The organism is Pseudomonas sp. Pseusp18, from assembly GCF_059506005.1.
In genome coordinates this window covers 332,224-349,949 of the sequence record NZ_CP169240.1, presented here as the reverse complement: position 1 = coordinate 349,949, position 17,726 = coordinate 332,224, and the positions used below count along the sequence as shown (strand labels likewise).

Here is a 17,726-nt window from a genome sequence, read left to right as displayed (position 1 = left end):
CATGCAAACTCGTGACGATATTTTCAACACCCTGCGCGATGCTCTGGTCGAACTCTTCGAGCTGGACCCCGAGCGCATCAGCCTGGAATCCAACCTGTACCAGGATCTGGAAATCGACAGCATCGATGCGGTCGACCTGATCGATCACATCAAACGCCAGACCGGCAAGAAAATCGCCGCCGAAGAATTCAAATCGGTGCGTACCGTCAGCGACGTGGTCGAGGCGGTCTACCGTCTGGTTCAGCCCGCCGCATGAGCCGACTGATCGGCCTTGGCCTGCTGCTCGCAGGCCTGCTGTACCCCTTTGCGGTGTATTTCGGCATGGAGCATTTTGCCCCGTGGCAGTTCGGTCTGCTGCTGGGCAGCCTGTGGCTGGCGCGAGCGCTGACCGGCGAACGGCGCCCCGGCAGCCTGTGGATGTCCACGGTCGCCATCGCGTTCTGCCTGCTGCTGGCAGCGTTCGACAGCCCGGTGCTGCTGCGCTGGTACCCAGTGCTGATCAGCGCGTTCATGCTGGTGCTGTTCGGTCTTAGCCTGAAATACGGCCCGCCGATGGTCGAACGCCTGGCCCGCCTGCGAGAACCGGAATTACCGCCCAGGGCCATTCGCTACACCCGCCAGGTGACCATTGCCTGGAGCGTGTTTTTTCTTTGCAACGGTTTGTGCGCCGCCGCCCTGACCCTTTGGGCGCCGCTGAGCTGGTGGATGTTGTACACCGGCCTGATCTCCTATGGATTGATCGGCCTGATGTTTGCCATTGAATGGCTGATACGACAACGGGTACGAGGCCACCCATGAATTGGATAAAACTTGAGCAACTGCTGCTCAAGGCTCAGCCGGAGCGTGCCGTGACGGCGGAGCCGGCGTTGAATCACGCGCAATTGTGCGACCGGGCCCTGAGCCTGGCTGCCGGCCTGCAAGCCCAGGGTGTGCAGCGCATCGCCGTGCACCTTGAAGACGCCGCCGACCTGGCCATTGCCCTGCTCGGCGCCTGGCGTGCCGGGGTCAGCGTACTGCTGCCCGCCGACCTGCAAGCGCAGACGCGCCAGCGCTGGTCGACCGAGGTCGATCTGTGGCTGACCGATCAGGCCGACGATGCACACCTGAGCGATTATCGGCATCCGCCGCTGCCAGCCCACCCGCTGGACCTGGATCGTTGTCAGCTGAGCCTGTGCACCTCCGGCTCCAGCGGCGAACCCAAGCGCATCGACAAAACCCTGCGCCAACTGGCCAATGAAGTCGAAGCGCTGGAGCAATTGTGGGGCGCAGATCTGGGCGAAGCCTGCATCATCGGCAGCGTCGCCACCCAGCACATCTACGGCTTGCTGTTTCGGGTGCTGTGGCCGCTGTGCGCCGGGCGTTCGTTCGTGCGCAAGCAACTGGCTTTCCCGGAAGACTTGCAACGCGCCAGCCGTGAACACCCGGCCTTCGCCTGGGTCGCCAGCCCGGCATTGCTCAAGCGCATGGGCGACAACCTCGACTGGCCAGCGCTGAGCGCAGTGCGCCGAGTGTTCTCCTCCGGTGGCGCGTTACCCGCCGAAGCCTCGCAAAGCCTTTACGAACGCCTGCAACAATGGCCGACCGAGATCCTCGGCAGCTCGGAAACCGGTGGCATCGCCTGGCGTCAGGGTCAGGCTCTCTGGCAGCCCTTCGCCGGCGTGGAGCTGAGCCAGGACAGCGATGGCGCCCTGCTTATCGCATCGCCATACCTGCCGGCAGGTCATATCGAACACACCGCCGATGCCGCGCGCATCGCCGCCGACGGCCGTTTCGAGCTGTTGGGGCGGCTGGACCGGATCGTCAAACTGGAAGAAAAACGTATCTCGCTACCCATGCTCGAACACGCGCTGATGGCGCACGCCTGGGTCGCCGAAGCCCGCCTGGGAGTGGTTCAGGAAAACCGCGCCTCATTGGGGGCGCTGCTGGTGCTCAGCGAGCGAGGTATGCACGCGTTGCGCAATCAGGGACGACGCAGCCTCACGCAAGCGTTGCGTCAGCATCTGAGCCAGCACTGTGAAACGCTGGCCCTGCCACGACGCTGGCGCCTGTTGCGGCAGTTGCCGCTGAACGCGCAGGGCAAACTGCCCCAGGCTGAGGTTGAAGCCTTGCTGCTGGCGCCCCGCCCAAAGGCGCCGCAAGTGCTGGAGCAGGTCGAAGCCGATGGTGAGTGGAGCCTGCAACTGGCCGTCCCGCCGGACCTGGCGTATTTCAGCGGACACTTTCCCCGGGCCCCGGTATTGCCCGGCGTGGTGCAAGTGGAGTGGGCAATGAGCCTGGGCCAGCAATTGATGGACCTGCCGGCAAAGTTCGCCGGCATGGAAGTGCTGAAATTCCAGCAACTGGTACGCCCTGGCGATGAAATCCAGTTGCACCTGCGCTTCGACCCGGCGCGCGGCAAATTGTATTTCGCCTATCGCAACGAAACCGCCACCTGCTCCAGCGGGCGGATTTTGCTGGAGGCTACCGGCGATGCATAACCCCTGCGCCGTAATCCCGGTCTACAACCACGAAACCGCAATCACTGCCGTGGTCGATGCGCTGCTTGCCTGTGACCTGCCATGCATTCTGGTGGACGATGCCAGCAGCCCCGCCTGCGCCAAGGTACTCGACCAACTGGCGCAGCGCGACCGGGTTTATCTGATCCGGCTCACCGTCAATCAGGGCAAGGGCGGCGCAGTGATGACCGGTCTGCGGGAAGCTTCGCGCCTGGGTTTCAGCCATGCCCTGCAGGTAGACGCCGACGGCCAGCACGACCTGCAAGACGTCAAAGTCTTCATCGAATACTCACGCAACCATCCTGGGGCGGTGATCTGTGGCTATCCGCAATACGACGCCAGCGTGCCGAAAGGTCGTTTGTACGCGCGCTACCTGACTCACGTCATGGTCTGGATCAACACCCTGTCGCTGCAGATTCGCGACTCGATGTGCGGCTTCCGTGTCTATCCATTACCGCCAACCCTGGCACTGATCGACTCGGCCAGAATCGGCAAGCGCATGGACTTCGACTCCGACATCCTGGTGCGCCTGGCCTGGCGCAATCTGCCGATGCAATGGCTGAAAACCAGGGTCCATTACCCGCTGGATGGCGTTTCACATTTCCGTCTGTTCTACGACAACGTACTGATTACGAGCATGCACACCCGGCTGTTCTTCGGCATGTTGCTGCGGGCACCGGTGATCCTCTGGCGACGGTGGCGAGCATGAGCGACAACGTAGACAAACAGCACTGGGCCGATCGCCAGGAGCGTGGCAGTTTCTGGCTGATGAAGTTCACCGCATTCTGCGCAAAGGTCCTGGGCCGACGCCTGCTGAGCCCACTGCTGTACGGCATCGTGCTGTACTTTTTCCTGTTCGGACGCAGCGCCCGCCAAAGCGCCTGGCAATACCAGCAGCGGCTCGCCGACTGGAGCGGGCGCAGCGAATTGCGTCCGACCCATTGGCGGGTGTTCGGCCAGTTCATGGCCTTCGCCGATTCCATGCTCGACAAACTCGACGTGTGGAACGGCAAGCTGAGCATCGAGCAGATCGAAATCATCGACCCGGCGCTGCTGCGCAATAAACTGCGCGGCACACGCGGGCAGATGCTGGTGGGCACGCATCTGGGCAATCTCGAGGTTTGCCGGGCACTGGCCGAGATCGGCGAGAAAGTCACCATGAACGTGCTGGTGCACACCAAGCACGCCGAGCAGTTCAACCGCCTGCTGGGCGAAGCCGGGGCAACCAATCTGCGGCTGATCCAGGTCAGCGAGCTCGACCCGGTGATCATGCTGCAACTGCATGAGCGCCTGGAGCGCGGCGAGTGGCTGGCAATTGCCGGCGACCGCGTACCGCTGCATGGCGGGCGTAGCGTGACGGTGGACTTTCTCGGTCATCAGGCAGCCTTCCCTCAGGGCCCTTGGCTATTGGCCGGTCTGCTGAAATGCCCGGTCAATCTGCTGCTGTGCCTGAAGAAACCCACGGGCGACTATCGACTGACCCTCGAACCGTTCACCGAGGCGGTGGTATGGAAACGCAGCGAGCGCGAACAGGTCATTCATCAGTGGGCCTCCCGCTACGCCGAACGTCTGGGTCACTATTGCCTCGAAGCGCCCCAACAATGGTTCAACTTTTACCCTTTCTGGAAGACCGATGACGACGCCAACGCTTGAGCCGGTAACCTTCGGCGAACTCCCTTTGTGCATCGAAGACGTGCTGGCCCTGGCTAACCGTCAGGTGCCAACGCAGTTGCAGGGCGACCCCGAGTTTCGCCAGCGCATTGCCAAGGGCCCGCAGTTCCTTGACTCCCTGCTGGACAAGGAAGGTGTGATCTATGGCGTGACCACCGGTTATGGCGATTCCTGCGTGGTGGCGGTGCCGCTGCATCACGTCGAGGCGTTGCCCCGTCATCTGTACACGTTCCACGGCTGCGGCCTGGGCAAACTGCTCGACGCCCAGGCCACCCGCGCGGTGCTGGCGGCGCGTTTGCAGTCGCTGTGCCAGGGCGTGTCCGGGGTACGCGTGGAATTGCTGGAGCGCCTGCAAGCGTTCCTCGAACACGACATCCTGCCGCTGATTCCGGAAGAAGGTTCCGTGGGCGCCAGCGGTGATCTGACGCCGCTGTCCTACGTCGCCGCAACCTTGTCCGGCGAGCGCGAAGTGATGTTCCGCGGCGAACGCCGACAAGCTGCCGATGTGCACCGCGAACTGGGTTGGCAGCCGCTGGTATTGCGCCCCAAGGAAGCCCTGGCGTTGATGAACGGCACCGCCGTGATGACCGGCCTTGCGTGCCTGGCTTACGCCCGTGCCGATTACCTGCTGCAGCTGGCCACGCGCATCACCGCGCTGAACGTGGTCGCTTTGCAGGGCAACCCGGAGCACTTCGACGAGCGCCTGTTCGCCGCCAAACCCCATCCAGGGCAGATGCAAGTCGCCGCGTGGTTGCGCAAGGATCTGGCGATCGACGCGCCGACCGCGCCGCTGCATCGCCTGCAAGATCGTTACTCCCTGCGTTGCGCGCCACACGTGCTCGGTGTGCTGGCCGACAGCCTGAACTGGCTGCGCTCGTTCATCGAGATCGAACTCAACAGCGCCAACGACAACCCGATCATCGACGCTGAAGCCGAACGCGTGCTGCACGGCGGGCACTTCTACGGCGGCCACATCGCGTTCGCCATGGACAGCCTGAAAAACCTGGTGGCCAACGTCGCCGACTTGCTCGACCGTCAGCTCGCGCTGCTGGTGGACGAACGCTACAACCATGGCTTGCCGAGCAACCTGTCCGGCGCCACTGCCGACCGTGCGATGCTCAACCACGGCTTCAAGGCCGTGCAGATCGGCACCAGCGCCTGGACCGCCGAAGCCCTGAAAAACACCATGCCGGCCAGCGTCTTCTCGCGCTCCACCGAGTGCCACAACCAGGACAAAGTCAGCATGGGCACCATCGCCGCCCGCGACGCCATCCGCGTGCTGGAGCTGACCGAACAGGTTGCCGCCGCCACGCTGCTGGCCGCCAATCAAGGCGTGTGGCTGCGCGGCCAGGCTGAAGACGCGCGCCCACTGCCGCCGGCCCTGGCCGCGATGCACGAAGAATTGGCCAAGGACTTCCCGCCAGTCATCGAAGACCGTGCCCTGGAAGGCGAATTGCGCCTGTGCCTGCAACGCATCGCCGAGCAACACTGGAGGCTGCATGCGTAGCAAGGGAGTGCTTCACACCGATACGGAAATCCTCGTCCCGTTCTTTGACGTCGACACCATGAACGTGGTCTGGCACGGCCATTACGTCAAATACCTGGAAGTCGCCCGCTGTGCGCTGCTGGACAGGATCGGCCACAACTACGACGCCATGGTTGCGTCGGGTTACGCATGGCCGGTGATCGATTTGCAGTTGCGCTATGTGCGCGGCGCCGTGTTCGGCCAGAAGCTGAATGTGCGCGCCAGCCTGGTGGAATGGGAGAACCGACTGAAGATCAATTACCTGATCAGCGATCTAGCAACCGGCGAACGTCTGACCCGCGCTGTTTCAGTGCAGGTTGCCGTCGACATGAGCAGCCGCGAAATGCAGTTGGCTTCGCCCAAGGTGTTTACCGACGCGGTTGAAGGGGTGCTGCCATGAATTTGCGATTCCTTTGTAGCAGCTGGCGAAGCCTGCGTTCGACTGCGCAGCAGTCGCCACCGGATATGCCTGAACGACGGCTTCGCCGCCGGACGCAGCCTCGCAGGCTCGGCAGCTGCTACGGGATTGGTGTGAGCTTGATATTGATGCTGGGCTTTTCTTCGTTGGCCCAGGCCTTCGATCTGCAGCAACTGAGCGATCAACTGGCCAAACCCGATGTGATCCACGGCAACTTCATCCAGGAAAAACACCTGCGTGCCCTGCCCCAGCCGCTGACCAGCAAGGGCACCTTCGTTCTGGCGAAGAGTCACGGCTTGCTCTGGCTGCTGAAAACACCGCTGCAACAGGACTACCGCATCAGCGACAAGGGCATTGCCCGGCGGGATGCCAGCGGCTGGCAAATGCTGCCGAACAAGAGTGCCGGCGCCGAACAGAACCGTTTGTTCCTCGCCGTGCTGCAAGGCGACAGCAGTGGCCTGCAACGGGATTTCGAGCTGTCGCTGAGCGGCGATGCGCAGAACTGGAAACTGACCCTGACCCCGCGTTCGATGCTGCTCAAGCAGGTGTTCAATCAGATCAACATTGACGGCGGCGAACTGGTGCACAACATCGAGCTGCTCGAAACCCAGGGTGACCGAACCCTGTTGCGCATGCAGGACAGCACCAGCGCCCAACCTTTGAGCGATGCGGAGCAACATGACTTTGCCGAGTGAACGGACGCTGCCACGGCTGTTTCTGATCCTGCTGCTGGCGGTGCTCGCGCTTGCCGGTTGGCAGTGGCGCGATGGCGCTCCACTGTCCGCCAACCTGATGGAACTGGTGCCAGGTACCGCGCCGGACGCGCTGGAACTGCGCGCCGAACAACGCATGCAAGAACCGCTGAACCGGGAAATGCTGGTGCTGGTCGGCCATAAAAACCGTCAGCAAGCCATCGCCATGGCGCAAAAAATCGGTGAGCAGTGGCAGGCCAGCGGCGTGTTCGAAAAGGTCCAGTGGAACCTGCAAGCCGACTTGCCGGCGCTGCGCACGCAATTGCTGCAAGGCCGACTGGCGATGCTGTCCGCGGCCGACCGCCAGCAACTCATCGAGCACCCCGACGCCTTTATCCAGCAACGGGTGCAAGCCCTGTTCGATCCCTTCACCGGGTTCAGCCTGGTGCCGAGCCAGGATGACTGGCTCGGCCTGACCGGGCGCATCCAGAACAGCCAGCCACAGCGCGGCTCGGTGCAGTTGGACATCGGCAGCGGCGTGCTGGTCGCCGATGCCGACGGCAAGAGCTGGGTGATGCTGCGGGCGCGAACCGTCGGCAACGCATTCGACATGAACCTGCCGCTGCAAGTGGCCGACCTGCTCCAGCACAGTCGCGAAGAAGCCGCCCAGGCGGATGTACAACTGCTCGCTGCCAGCGGCCTGCTGTATGCCGCCAGCGGTCAACGGCAAGCCGCACGCGAGATTACTTGGGTCGGCGGCGGCGCCACGATGGGGATTCTGTTGCTGCTGTTGCTGGCCTTCCGGCGTTGGCGGGTGGTGCTGGCGTTCGTCCCGGTGCTGGTGGGCATGCTGTTCGGCGCGGTGGCCTGCGTGGCGCTGTTCGGTCAGATGCATGTGATGACGCTGGTGCTGGGCTCAAGCCTGATCGGCGTGGCGGTGGATTACCCACTGCATTACCTGTCGAAAAGCTGGAGCCTGAAACCCTGGCACAGCTGGCCGGCGTTGCGCCTGACCCTGCCGGGACTGACGCTGAGCCTGATCACCAGTTGCATCGGCTACCTGGCCCTGGCCTGGACGCCGTTCCCGGCCCTGACCCAGATTGCCGTGTTCTCCGCCGCCGGCCTGCTCGGCGCTTATCTGTCGGCGGTGTGTCTGCTGCCGGCGCTGCTCAAGGGCGTGCAACTGCGTCCGGCGCAATGGCCGATGCGCATTGCCGAGTCTTTGCTGGCGCTGCGTGAATCGCTGCTCAAATACGTACGCACGCCGGTGCTGCTGGCGCTGCTGATCGCCTTCTGTGTCGGCGGTCTGTTGCAGCTGCAGACCAAAAACGACATTCGCCAATGGATCGGCGCACCGCAACAACTGACGGACGAGGCGCAGACCATTGCGCGCGTCACCGGCCATCAACCCACCAGCCAGTTCTTCCTGGTGCGCGCGGCCAATCAGCAGGAGTTGCTCGAACGCCTGACGGCACTGAGCGAGCGTCTGGATCAGTTGGTCAATCTGGAAAAACTCCAGGGCTACCTGTCGCTCAACCAGCTGGTCAGTACGCCGAGCGAACAGCGTAAAGTGCGTGATGCACTGGGCAAGCTGCCGCAATTCTGGCAACCGTTGCTCGACCTTGGCGTGCCTGCTGACGCGCTGCAAGCCGAGCTGGTGAAGTTACAGGCGCTGCCCACCGAAGACATCGACGCGGCGCTGGCCGGCCCATTGGCCGAGCCCTATCGCACCCTGTGGCTGGGGCCGACCGATAACGGCGTGGCCGCGATGGTCAGCCTGCAGGGCTTGAACAATCCAGCGCTGTTGCGGGTCCAGGCGCTGGACTTGCCGGGTGTGCAACTGGTCGACCGCCTCGGCGACCTGAACAAGGTATTCGCCGCAACTCAAATCAGCGCCGCTGAATTGAAACTCGCCTCCTGCGTGTTGATCGTGCTGGTGCTGATCCTGCCCTTCGGTCTCGGCGGCGCGCTGCGAATCGTCTCCCTGCCGCTGCTGGCGGCGTTGTGCAGCCTGGCAAGCCTCGGCTGGCTGGGTCAGCCGCTGACGCTGTTCAGCCTGTTCGGCCTGCTGCTGGTGACAGCCATCAGCGTCGACTACGCGATCCTCATGCGCGAACAGATCGGCGGTGCCGCCGCGAGCCTGTTGGGCACCATGCTGGCAGCCGCAACCACATGGTTGTCGTTTGGCCTGCTGGCGGTATCCAGCACACCGGCGGTGAGCAACTTCGGCCTGTCGGTGAGCCTCGGCCTGGCATACAGCTTCATCCTGGCGCCGTGGGCCGGACGCCAAGTCCATACCGCACCGGTTGCGGAGCCAGCAGCGTGATGGTTGCGGCGTTCTGGGTCATGGCCCTGGTGTTGTTCGCCATGGCCACCCACGTCGGTCGACGTTTCGGTCTGATTCCGATCGTCAGCCAGTTGTTGCTGGCAACCTTCGGCCTGCCGCTGCTGATGTATTTCTGGATCGAACCGGGCTGGCAACTGAGCGGTGCCGACCTGATCTCGCCAGGTTGGCTGAAGAACCTCTACAGCCTGAGCTTTGCCTTGCTGCTGGGGCACATTCTCAGCGACGTGATCGACCTGCGACTGGATCGCCAGAGCCTGAAAATCGCCCTGCCGAGTTTCTGCATTCCATTTGCCTGCGGGCTGGCGACAGCGGTCTGGTTACTGCCGCCACAGCCGTGGATCAGCTCGCTGGCGGTCGGTCTGTTGTTCGCCATCACCGCGATTCCGGTGTTGTACCTGTACCTGCGACACATCAACTACCCGCCCGCCGCCACCCGACGCCTGGTGCAGACCGCGATATTGATCGACCTGACCTGCTGGACCCTGTTCGCGTTCGCCCAGGGCAGCCTGCACCTGAGCAGCCTGTTGCTGCCGCTGGCCAGCGCCTGTCTGCCGTTATTGCTGCGACTGCTCGGGTTGCGCCAACCGTTGCTGCACAGCGGTTGCTTCTTCGCGCTGCTGGTGGTCGCCGAACACTTCAAGCTCAATGCGCTGATTTTCGGCATCGGTTACCTGCTGTGCATGGCTGCGCTCAAGGTGTCGCTGGTACTGCCATTGCCAACGGCGTGGATGAGTCGTTTGCAGACCTGGATCGCCATCCCGTTGATCCTCACGTTCGGCATCGTGCAGATCAACGTGCACAACGCCATCGACAGCCTCGGTGGGGTGCAACTGGCCGCGCTCCTGTTGTTGCCGATCGCCAGCAAGCTGTTGGGCAACTGGCTGGGCCTCGGCTGGGCCGGCGTCTCGTTTGAAGGCGCCAGCCGCTGGCGGGAAAGCCTTTTACTGAATATCCGCGGCTTGAGCGAAATCGTCTTTCTCAACCTGCTGCTGCAACAACAACTCATCAGCCCCGAGCTGTATTTCGCGCTGATGTTGATGGGCCTGGTCGCAACCCTGCTGCCGGCACTCGCCGGCATGCACCGAATCCCTTTGAACATCGCCGCCCCGGCAAGGAGCACCCGTGCCAACAGTTGAAATGGAACGTCGTCAGGTGGTGGTGATCGGTGCCGGCCCCTCGGGCGCCATCGCCGCCGCGCTGCTCAAGCGCAAAGGCCATGATGTGCTGATGATCGAACGCCAGCATTTCCCGCGGTTTTCCATCGGTGAAAGCCTGCTGTCCCACTGCCTGGATTTCGTCGAAGAAGCCGGCATGCTCGAGGCGGTTAATGCGGCCGGTTTCCAGTTGAAGAACGGTGCGGCATTCGCCTGGGGCGATCAGTACAGCACCTTCGATTTCGGCGAGACGTTCAGCAACGGCAAGCCGACGACCTTCCAGGTCCAGCGCGCCGACTTTGACAAGCTGCTGGCCGACCAGGCTGAACTGCAGGGAGTCGACGTCCGTTACGGCGAAGCCATCGTCAGCGTTGATTTCAGCTTGGCGAAACCGCAGCTCGATGTGCTTCGCGAAGATGGCAGCCAATACCGCGTCGAGGCCGATTTCGTGCTCGATGCCAGCGGCTACGGTCGCGTACTGCCACGCTTGCTGGACCTTGAGGCACCGTCGAACTTTCCGGTGCGCCAGGCGGTGTTCACCCACGTCGAAGACTGTATCGACAGCCCGGCTTTCGAACGGGAAAAAATCCTCATTACCACCCATCCGACCCAGCGCGACATCTGGTTCTGGACCATCCCGTTCAGCAACGGTCGTTGCTCGGTGGGCGTAGTGGCCGCCGCCGAACACTTCGCAGGCCGCACCGAGAATCTGGACGACTGCCTGCGCGGCTTTATCGCTGAAACTCCAAGCCTGGCCGGGGTGCTGAACAATGCGGTGTGGGATACCCCCGCGCGAACCATCGGCGGTTATTCGGCCAACGTCAAAACCCTGCATGGCCCTGGCTTCGCCTTATTGGGCAATGCCGCGGAATTTCTCGACCCGGTGTTCTCCTCCGGCGTGACCATCGCCATGCGTTCGGCGAGCATGGCCGCCGGGGTGCTGCACCGCCAACTGCAAGGTGAAAGCGTCGACTGGCAGACCGAATTCGCCGAACCGCTCAAGCGCGGCGTCGACACCTTCCGTTGCTACGTCGAAGGCTGGTACGCAGGGACTTTTCAGGATGTGATTTTCTATCAGGGCGGTACAGAGGATATTCGCCGCATGATCAGCTCGATCCTCGCGGGTTACGCCTGGGATGAACGCAACCCGTTCGTCAGCGAAGCCAAACGTCGACTGCGGATGATCTCAGAGCTTTGCGCAAAGGATGCGACATGAGTTATTTGAGCGACAACTACGTCGAAGAAACCCGTTTCGGTTTCTGGTTCCTGCGCAGCCACACCTGGCAGCACCATGTATTGCGAGTGGCGATCAATGATTTGCGCAGCCTGTTCAGCGAGCCATTGCCCGACAACCCGGTATTGCTCGATGCCGGTTGCGGCCAGGGCAAGTCGTTCCAGTACTTGCGCCAGACCTTCGCGCCCAAGCGCCTGATCGGGCTGGACGCCGACCCTCACAGCCTGAACCTGAGCGGCGAAGAAGCGGTCCGCCAGGGCATTGATGTAGAGCTGATCGGCAGTGACTGCGCCAGCATCAAAGTGCCGGACGCCAGTGTCGATCTGCTGTTCTGTCACCAGACCTTCCATCATCTTGTCGAGCAGGATCAGGCCCTGGCCGAGTTCTATCGGGTGCTCAAGCCGGGCGGTTATCTGCTGTTCGCCGAGTCCACCGAGGCTTACATTGATACGTGGGTGATTCGCTGGTTGTTCCGCCATCCGATGCACGTGCAAAAGAGCGCCGCCGGCTACCTGGAGATGATTCGTCGGCAGGGTTTTGAATTCGGCCCGAAAAACGTGTCTTACCCTTACTTGTGGTGGAGTCGCGCCAAGGATTTCGGCCTGCTCGAACGCTTCGGCTTGCGCCAGCCAAAACCCTTTGGCCAACGGGAAGAAACCCTGGTCAATGTGGTCGCGCGCAAGCCCCTTGAAGAGAGTGTCTGATGATCCGTTTCCTGCTTCTGGGTTGTGTCCTGCTACTGAGCGCCTGTGCCAGCCAGACGCCGCTGCCCGAGCGAACCCCGAACCTGGCGTTGCCACTGCAACTACACATCGAACGGCAGATGGCCGAGCAGCGTCAGGACTGGCTCCTGGTGATCCAGCGTGAAGGCCCGGGCATTCGCTGGTCGATGATGGACCCGTTGGGGATTCCCGTGGCACGACAGAAACTGATCGATGGCCAATGGCAAGCCGACGGTTTGCTACCACCCAATCCGGAAGCCCGGGAGCTGTTCGCCGCCCTGTTGTTTGCATTGACCCCCGAAGGCGAGTTGCACGGCAACTATCCCGCCGCCCGGCAGCATGACGGGCAACGGTCGTTGTCGGCGCGCTGGAACATCCGCTATTCACAACCAAGTCTTTCGCAACCACCGAGCTTTGAATTGAACGTGTCCCAAGGCCCGCATTATCGCGTCACCCCGTTAGGCGAGAACACACCATGACCGCTTACCTGAACGCCCTCGGGGTAATCTGCGCCCTCGGCCGCGACAAGCAGGAAGTCGCCCGCAACCTGTTTGCCGGCGATTGCTCGGGCATACGCAACGAGGCCGGCTGGGTCGCGGAGCGCTCGTTGCCAGTGGCGGCGGTGCGTGGTGAGCTGGCACCGATTCCGGCTGAGTTGGCTCATCAAAGCAGTCGCAACAATCAATTGCTGCTGGAGGCCGCGCTGCAAATTCGCCAAGACATCGAGCAGGCGATCCAGACCTACGGCCGCGACCGTATCGGCGTCATTCTGGGCACCAGCACCTCAGGCATCGACGAAGCCAGCCGCGGCCTGGCCCATTACATCCGCGAACATCACTTCCCGGCTGATTATGACTATCAGCAGCAAGAGCTCGGCGCACCGGCGACGTTTCTCGCCGACTGGCTGCAATTGAGCGGCCCGGCCTATGTGATCTCCACCGCCTGCACCTCCAGCGCCCGCGCTCTGATGAGTGCCCAACGACTGCTCGACCTGGGCATGTGCGATGCCGTGTTGTGCGGTGGTGTCGACAGTTTGTGCAAGCTGACCCTCAATGGCTTCTCAGCCCTGGAAGCGGTGTCCGAGCAGCGCTGCAACCCGTTCTCGGCCAACCGCAACGGTATCAACATCGGCGAAGCCGCAGTGCTGTTTCTGATGAGCAAAACCGCCGGCAGCGGCCAACCGATTGCTTTGCTCGGCAGTGGTGCCAGCTCCGATGCACACCATATTTCCGCGCCGGAGCCCACCGGCCGTGGTGCCCGGCAAGCCATGCACAAAGCCTTGAGCCGCGCAGGCCTGCAACCCCAACAGATCAGCTATCTGAACCTGCACGGCACCGCCACCCAACACAATGACGCCATGGAAAGCCTGGCTGTGACGGCGCTGTTTCCACAAGGCGTGCCTTGCTCATCGACCAAACCGATGACCGGCCATACCCTCGGCGCCGCTGGCGCCCTGGAAGCGGCGTTCTGCTGGTTGAGCCTGAGCGCGGATAACCACGAGCATGCCCTGCCGCCCCATGTCTGGGACGGGCAGCCCGACCCCGAGTTGCCGGCATTGCATTGGGTGACCCCGACCGACCACCTGACGTCCATTGCACCCCGCTACCTGATGAGTAATTCCTTTGCCTTTGGTGGCAATAACGTCAGCCTGATTATCGGAGACGCCCCATGATTACCTGGCCGCTCGCCGAACTGCTGCCCCATGCCGGCGACATGATCCTCATCGATCAGATCCTGTCGTTCGACGACGAGCAGATCTATACCCGACTCACCGTCAAGCCCGGCGGCCTGTTCAATCGCCCCGACGGCAGTCTGCCGGCCTGGGTCGGCATCGAGTTGATGGCCCAGAGCGTCGCCGCTTACGCTGGCTGCCATGCGCGCCAGAAAGGCAATGCGGTGGAACTGGGCTTCCTGCTCGGCAGCCGCAAATTCGAATGCAACGTGGAACACTTCCCTGCCGGCACCGAGCTGACCATCCATGGGATACGCTCGCTGGAAGACGACAACGGCATGGGCGTGTTCGAATGCCACATCACCGCCCCCGGCATCCACGCGACCGCCCGGTTGAACGTGTTCCGCCCGCCTCAAGCCGCTCAATATCTGCATGAATCCCAAGGAGTCGAGTGATGACTGAATCCGTACTGGTCACCGGCTCCAGCCGTGGTATTGGCCGCGCCATCGCATTGCGTCTGGCCCGAGCGGGGCATGACATCGTGCTGCACTGCCGCAACGGCTTGGCGGACGCCGAAGCCGTCAAAGCCGAAGTCGAAGCCCTCGGGCGTAACGCGCGCATCCTGCAATTCGACGTCAGCAACCGCGCCAGCTGCAAAGCCATCCTTGAAGCCGACGTGGAAACTCACGGCGCCTATTACGGCGTGGTACTCAACGCCGGCCTGACCCGCGACGGTGCTTTTCCGGCCCTGAGCGAGGAGGATTGGGATGTGGTGATGCGCACCAACCTCGACGGTTTCTACAACGTGCTGCACCCGGTGATGATGCCGATGATCCGTCGTCGCGCCGCCGGGCGGATTGTCTGCATTACTTCGGTGTCCGGGCTGATCGGCAATCGCGGACAGGTCAATTACAGCGCCTCCAAGGCCGGTCTGATCGGCGCGGCCAAGGCGTTGGCGATTGAGCTGGGCAAGCGCAAAATCACGGTTAACTGTGTCGCACCCGGCCTGATCGACACGGCGATGCTCGATGAAAACGTGCCGGTGGAAGAACTGATGAAAATGATCCCCGCACAACGCATGGGCACCCCGGATGAGGTGGCCAGTGCAGTGAATTTCCTGATGTCGGCGGAAGCTTCGTACATCACCCGGCAGGTTCTGGCCGTCAACGGAGGCCTGTGCTGATGAAGCGCGTCGTCGTCACCGGCATGGCCGGCATCACCTCACTGGGCAGCGACTGGGACACCATCGCCGCCAACTTCGCCGCCAACCGCAGCGGCATTCGTCGCATGCACGAGTGGGATCGCTTTACCGAACTCAATACCCGCCTGGCCGGGCCAATCGACGACTTCCAGGTGCCAGGCCACTGGACGCGCAAGCAGTTGCGCAGCATGGGCCGGGTATCGCGGCTGGCAGTCGGTGCTGCAGAACAGGCCCTGGCGGACGCCGGGCTACTGGGTGATGAGTCGATCAAGGACGGGCGCATGGGCGTGTCCTGCGGCTCGTCCACCGGCAGCACCGACGAGATCAAGGCGTTCGGCAAAATGTTGCTCAATTCGGTGGCCGAAGGCCTGAACGCCAACTCCTACGTGCGGATGATGCCGCACACCACGGCAGCGAATATCAGCATCTTCTTCGGCCTCACCGGCCGACTGATCCCGACCTCCAGTGCCTGCACCAGCGGTAGCCAGGGCATCGGTTACGCCTACGAGTCGATCAAGTTCGGCCGCCTGCCGCTGATGCTCGCCGGCGGCGCCGAAGAGCTGTGCCCGACCGAGGCCATGGTGTTCGATGCGCTCTACGCCACCAGCCTGAAAAACGATGCCCCGCAAACCAGCCCGCGCCCTTACGACAGCGGCCGCGATGGCCTGGTCATCGGTGAGGGCGGCGGCATGCTGGTACTCGAAGAGCTCGAACACGCCCTGGCGCGTGGCGCCCGCATCCACGCCGAGATCGTCGGTTTCGGCAGCAACGCCGACGGCCAGCATGCCACCCGCCCCGAGCTGATCACCATGCGCCGGGCCATGGAGCTGGCTTTGGAAGACGCCGGGCTCGACCCAAGCGCCATCGGCTATGTAAATGGTCACGGTACAGCGACAGAACAGGGTGACATTGCCGAAACACTGGCGACCAACAGTTTGTTCGGCGAACACATGCCGATCAGCTCGCAGAAGAGCTTCCTCGGCCACACCCTGGGAGCCTGCGGCGCGCTGGAGTCCTGGTTCAGCATCGAAATGATGAACCGCGACCTGTACGTGCACACCTTCAACCTCGATGAGGTCGATCCCCAGTGCGGCAAGCTCGATTACCTGCGCGGTGAATTCCGGCAGATGAGCAACCAGTACGTGATGAACAACAACTTCGCATTTGGTGGGGTCAACACCTCGTTGATCTTCCGCCGCTGGTCGTAAACGAGCCACGCAGGGGCGATCATTACCGGGGTTGCGCTGAAAGGGGATTTGGCGAAGGTTCAGTAACGCCAGAATCGACAAAGGGCGCCTTTCGGCGCCCTTTCACAAACAGGTCGGCTTGTCATCGCCCGGTACCTGCCTGGCTCTGCGATGGCTGGTTACCCAGGATCCTCAGAGTCTCACAAGCCCCTTTCGGGAACGCGGGCAGTATTGCTTGAAACTTAACGGGAGACAACGGGTGGCGACTCGCCCAACTGTGCCACCTCTGATGGCATCACAGGCCAAGAGCGTTGCGTACCGCGGCTTTGATTGCGTAAAACTCAGATAAATCACTAGGACGGATCCATTACTTGAAGTGTCCTGAGTGCGGTGATTTGCTCGCTTTCACTTCCCTTCAACCTTACGCGTCAACAACTCCACAAACGCCTTGGCCATCGGCGACTTCTGATCCTTGCGCTGCACCAGCCACACCGCCGAAATCGCCTCCGGATCGAGCAACGGCCGATACACCACACCATCGATACGCATCCGCTGATAAGACGCCGGCAACACCGATACCCCCAAACCCGCCGCCACCAGCCCGATGATGGTCATCGCCTCGCCAGCCTCTTGAGCAAAGTGCGGGCTGAAGCCGGCGTCCCGCGCCAGAGTGAGCAGTTGTGCGTACAGACCGCTGCCATAGCTGCGCGGGAAAAATACGAACGGCTCGAGGGCCAGAGCGGACAGGAACAGACCTTCTTCGCTGCCATCCACCAGCGGATGCTTGGAGCTGAGCACCGCCACCAATGGCTCACGCATCAGTTCCACCACGCTGAGGGAGTCCGGCAAGCCCAACGGTCGCATGATGCCGACCTCGATCGACTCGTCCACCAGCGCATCGGCCACTTGGGTGCTGCTCATTTCCCGCAGGTTCAGGTGCACCGCCGGGAAGCGCTGGCGAAACGAGAAAATCGCCTGGGGAATGGTCGAGTTGAACGGCGCCGACGAGGTGAAGCCGATCTTCAGTTCACCCAATTCACCAAGTTGTGCCCGCCGAGCCACATCCGCCGCTTTGTCGACCTGCGCCAGCACCAGCCGCGCCTCTTCCAGAAACAGCCGACCGGCCTCACTCAGCTCGACCCGACGATTGGTCCGCTCGAACAGACGCGCCCCCACTTCCTGTTCCAGCGCCTGAATCTGCTGGCTCAGCGGCGGCTGCGAGATGCCCAGCACTTGGGCGGCGCGGCCGAAATGCAGTTCTTCGGCGACGGCAATGAAGTAGCGCAGGTGACGCAATTCCATGAAAACTCCATTAGGTCGTTAAACCTATCAAACAGGTCGAATAATATATTGGATAGAAACATTAGCCAGCTATATGATTTTTTCATTGCCTGACCGGCTGCGTCCT

The 17,726-nt window shown here is 62.4% G+C and carries 18 protein-coding genes; 17 read left to right on the top strand and 1 reads right to left on the bottom strand.

The features are described 5' to 3' along the window. Window position 1: 1 nt before the first annotated feature. From ACEN9A_RS01505 to ACEN9A_RS01425, 17 genes are all read left to right on the top strand, one after another. Window positions 2-256 (top strand): acyl carrier protein, encoded by a 255-nt coding sequence (locus ACEN9A_RS01505; RefSeq protein WP_007936741.1) that lies wholly within the window; start codon window positions 2-4, stop codon window positions 254-256. Further along, entirely contained in the window at window positions 253-798 is a 546-nt protein-coding gene (locus tag ACEN9A_RS01500; RefSeq protein ID WP_258672115.1) for a COG4648 family protein, read from the top strand. Before ACEN9A_RS01505 ends, ACEN9A_RS01500 begins: the two co-directional genes overlap by 4 nt. Continuing rightward, a complete protein-coding gene (locus tag ACEN9A_RS01495; RefSeq protein ID WP_258672114.1) occupies window positions 795-2,477 on the top strand; it encodes an acyl-CoA synthetase family protein in 1,683 nt (560 codons plus the stop codon). The genes ACEN9A_RS01500 and ACEN9A_RS01495 overlap by 4 nt, the downstream gene beginning before the upstream one ends. After that, window positions 2,470-3,204, top strand: coding sequence for a glycosyltransferase family 2 protein (locus ACEN9A_RS01490; protein ID WP_019650765.1), 735 nt, complete (start codon window positions 2,470-2,472; stop codon window positions 3,202-3,204). The genes ACEN9A_RS01495 and ACEN9A_RS01490 overlap by 8 nt, the downstream gene beginning before the upstream one ends. After that, on the top strand, window positions 3,201-4,148 hold the full coding sequence (locus ACEN9A_RS01485; RefSeq protein ID WP_019650766.1) for a lysophospholipid acyltransferase family protein: 948 nt from the start codon (window positions 3,201-3,203) through the stop codon (window positions 4,146-4,148). The genes ACEN9A_RS01490 and ACEN9A_RS01485 overlap by 4 nt, the downstream gene beginning before the upstream one ends. Further along, complete coding sequence (locus ACEN9A_RS01480; protein ID WP_019650767.1) at window positions 4,129-5,673, top strand: HAL/PAL/TAL family ammonia-lyase; 1,545 nt, start codon at window positions 4,129-4,131, stop codon at window positions 5,671-5,673. The genes ACEN9A_RS01485 and ACEN9A_RS01480 overlap by 20 nt, the downstream gene beginning before the upstream one ends. Continuing rightward, on the top strand, window positions 5,666-6,091 hold the full coding sequence (locus ACEN9A_RS01475) for an acyl-CoA thioesterase (RefSeq protein WP_258672110.1): 426 nt from the start codon (window positions 5,666-5,668) through the stop codon (window positions 6,089-6,091). Before ACEN9A_RS01480 ends, ACEN9A_RS01475 begins: the two co-directional genes overlap by 8 nt. Window positions 6,092-6,237: 146 nt before the next feature. Next, window positions 6,238-6,804, top strand: a complete 567-nt coding sequence (locus ACEN9A_RS01470; RefSeq protein WP_258674129.1) for an outer membrane lipoprotein carrier protein LolA — start codon at window positions 6,238-6,240, stop codon at window positions 6,802-6,804. Continuing rightward, entirely contained in the window at window positions 6,788-9,127 is a 2,340-nt protein-coding gene (locus ACEN9A_RS01465) for an MMPL family transporter (protein ID WP_258672107.1), read from the top strand. The genes ACEN9A_RS01470 and ACEN9A_RS01465 overlap by 17 nt, the downstream gene beginning before the upstream one ends. Then, the gene (locus ACEN9A_RS01460; protein ID WP_258672105.1) at window positions 9,127-10,284 is read left to right on the top strand and encodes a sodium:proton antiporter; all 1,158 of its coding nucleotides are present in this window, start codon (window positions 9,127-9,129) and stop codon (window positions 10,282-10,284) included. The genes ACEN9A_RS01465 and ACEN9A_RS01460 overlap by 1 nt, the downstream gene beginning before the upstream one ends. After that, window positions 10,271-11,518: an NAD(P)/FAD-dependent oxidoreductase gene (locus ACEN9A_RS01455; protein WP_258672103.1), complete on the top strand. Its 1,248-nt coding sequence runs from the start codon at window positions 10,271-10,273 to the stop codon at window positions 11,516-11,518. Before ACEN9A_RS01460 ends, ACEN9A_RS01455 begins: the two co-directional genes overlap by 14 nt. After that, on the top strand, window positions 11,515-12,240 hold the full coding sequence (locus tag ACEN9A_RS01450; protein WP_258672101.1) for a class I SAM-dependent methyltransferase: 726 nt from the start codon (window positions 11,515-11,517) through the stop codon (window positions 12,238-12,240). The genes ACEN9A_RS01455 and ACEN9A_RS01450 overlap by 4 nt, the downstream gene beginning before the upstream one ends. Next, complete coding sequence (locus ACEN9A_RS01445) at window positions 12,240-12,737, top strand: DUF3261 domain-containing protein (protein WP_018928600.1); 498 nt, start codon at window positions 12,240-12,242, stop codon at window positions 12,735-12,737. The genes ACEN9A_RS01450 and ACEN9A_RS01445 overlap by 1 nt, the downstream gene beginning before the upstream one ends. Continuing rightward, window positions 12,734-13,930 (top strand): beta-ketoacyl-[acyl-carrier-protein] synthase family protein, encoded by a 1,197-nt coding sequence (locus ACEN9A_RS01440; RefSeq protein ID WP_258672099.1) that lies wholly within the window; start codon window positions 12,734-12,736, stop codon window positions 13,928-13,930. The genes ACEN9A_RS01445 and ACEN9A_RS01440 overlap by 4 nt, the downstream gene beginning before the upstream one ends. Further along, window positions 13,927-14,385 carry a hotdog family protein gene (locus ACEN9A_RS01435; RefSeq protein WP_018928602.1) on the top strand — a complete coding sequence of 153 codons (459 nt, stop codon included), beginning with the start codon at window positions 13,927-13,929 and terminating at the stop codon, window positions 14,383-14,385. The genes ACEN9A_RS01440 and ACEN9A_RS01435 overlap by 4 nt, the downstream gene beginning before the upstream one ends. Next, complete coding sequence (gene fabG, locus ACEN9A_RS01430) at window positions 14,385-15,113, top strand: 3-oxoacyl-ACP reductase FabG (RefSeq protein WP_019650775.1); 729 nt, start codon at window positions 14,385-14,387, stop codon at window positions 15,111-15,113. Before ACEN9A_RS01435 ends, fabG begins: the two co-directional genes overlap by 1 nt. Then, window positions 15,113-16,339 (top strand): beta-ketoacyl-ACP synthase, encoded by a 1,227-nt coding sequence (locus tag ACEN9A_RS01425; RefSeq protein WP_019581869.1) that lies wholly within the window; start codon window positions 15,113-15,115, stop codon window positions 16,337-16,339. Before fabG ends, ACEN9A_RS01425 begins: the two co-directional genes overlap by 1 nt. A gap of 384 nt (window positions 16,340-16,723) precedes the next feature. Here the strand turns inward: ACEN9A_RS01425 and ACEN9A_RS01420 are convergent, their stop codons facing one another. Next, complete coding sequence (locus tag ACEN9A_RS01420) at window positions 16,724-17,620, bottom strand: LysR family transcriptional regulator (protein WP_086944120.1); 897 nt, start codon at window positions 17,618-17,620, stop codon at window positions 16,724-16,726. Window positions 17,621-17,726: the final 106 nt, after the last annotated feature.

Bases quoted from the DNA above. Each gene is read 5' to 3' on its own strand.
- ACEN9A_RS01480 (WP_019650767.1), top strand. From the start codon at position 4,129: ATGACGACGCCAACGCTTGAGCCGGTAACCTTCGGCGAACTCCCTTTG.
- ACEN9A_RS01425 (WP_019581869.1), top strand. From the start codon at position 15,113: ATGAAGCGCGTCGTCGTCACCGGCATGGCCGGCATCACCTCACTGGGC.
- ACEN9A_RS01485 (WP_019650766.1), top strand. From the start codon at position 3,201: ATGAGCGACAACGTAGACAAACAGCACTGGGCCGATCGCCAGGAGCGT.
- ACEN9A_RS01450 (WP_258672101.1), top strand. From the start codon at position 11,515: ATGAGTTATTTGAGCGACAACTACGTCGAAGAAACCCGTTTCGGTTTC.
- ACEN9A_RS01460 (WP_258672105.1), top strand. From the start codon at position 9,127: ATGGTTGCGGCGTTCTGGGTCATGGCCCTGGTGTTGTTCGCCATGGCC.
- ACEN9A_RS01465 (WP_258672107.1), top strand. From the start codon at position 6,788: ATGACTTTGCCGAGTGAACGGACGCTGCCACGGCTGTTTCTGATCCTG.
- ACEN9A_RS01475 (WP_258672110.1), top strand. From the start codon at position 5,666: ATGCGTAGCAAGGGAGTGCTTCACACCGATACGGAAATCCTCGTCCCG.
- ACEN9A_RS01505 (WP_007936741.1), top strand. From the start codon at position 2: ATGCAAACTCGTGACGATATTTTCAACACCCTGCGCGATGCTCTGGTC.
- ACEN9A_RS01435 (WP_018928602.1), top strand. From the start codon at position 13,927: ATGATTACCTGGCCGCTCGCCGAACTGCTGCCCCATGCCGGCGACATG.
- ACEN9A_RS01470 (WP_258674129.1), top strand. From the start codon at position 6,238: ATGCTGGGCTTTTCTTCGTTGGCCCAGGCCTTCGATCTGCAGCAACTG.
- ACEN9A_RS01495 (WP_258672114.1), top strand. From the start codon at position 795: ATGAATTGGATAAAACTTGAGCAACTGCTGCTCAAGGCTCAGCCGGAG.
- ACEN9A_RS01420 (WP_086944120.1), bottom strand. From the start codon at position 17,620: ATGGAATTGCGTCACCTGCGCTACTTCATTGCCGTCGCCGAAGAACTG.
- ACEN9A_RS01500 (WP_258672115.1), top strand. From the start codon at position 253: ATGAGCCGACTGATCGGCCTTGGCCTGCTGCTCGCAGGCCTGCTGTAC.
- ACEN9A_RS01440 (WP_258672099.1), top strand. From the start codon at position 12,734: ATGACCGCTTACCTGAACGCCCTCGGGGTAATCTGCGCCCTCGGCCGC.
- fabG (WP_019650775.1), top strand. From the start codon at position 14,385: ATGACTGAATCCGTACTGGTCACCGGCTCCAGCCGTGGTATTGGCCGC.
- ACEN9A_RS01445 (WP_018928600.1), top strand. From the start codon at position 12,240: ATGATCCGTTTCCTGCTTCTGGGTTGTGTCCTGCTACTGAGCGCCTGT.
- ACEN9A_RS01490 (WP_019650765.1), top strand. From the start codon at position 2,470: ATGCATAACCCCTGCGCCGTAATCCCGGTCTACAACCACGAAACCGCA.